2 tRNA genes are annotated in these 332 nt (G+C 50.0%); both read left to right on the plus strand.

The features are described 5' to 3' along the window. Nucleotides 1–77 precede the first annotated feature (77 nt). Nucleotides 78–153 (plus strand) — tRNA-Gln (locus KGF50_RS22040). Nucleotides 154–169: 16 nt separating this feature from the next. Beyond that, a tRNA-Lys gene (locus KGF50_RS22045) sits at nucleotides 170–242 on the plus strand. The last annotated feature ends 90 nt before the right edge of the window (nucleotides 243–332 follow it).

Consider the following 332-nt stretch of genomic DNA (forward strand, 5'->3'; position numbering starts at 1 on the left):
TAGCTCAGCTGGATAGAGCAACGCCCTTCTAAGGCGTGTGTCCGGGGTTCGAATCCCTGTGCGCTCACCACATATATTGGGGATTAGCCAAGTCGGTAAGGCACATGACTTTGACTCATGTATGCGTAGGTTCAAGTCCTGCATCCCCAGCCATTAAATATTAAAGTAAGGTTCATTAGCTCAGCTGGCAGAGCACCTGACTCTTAATCAGGGTGTCCCGAGTTCGATCCTCGGATGAATCATTGGAAGCAGAATATGGAGAGGTGTCCGAGTGGTTTAAGGAGCTGGTCTTGAAAACCAGTGACTTCGAAAGGGGCCGTGGGTTCGAATCC

It is taken from the genome of Clostridioides sp. ZZV15-6598, assembly GCF_020657705.1.
Taxonomy (GTDB): domain Bacteria; phylum Bacillota; class Clostridia; order Peptostreptococcales; family Peptostreptococcaceae; genus Clostridioides; species Clostridioides difficile_F.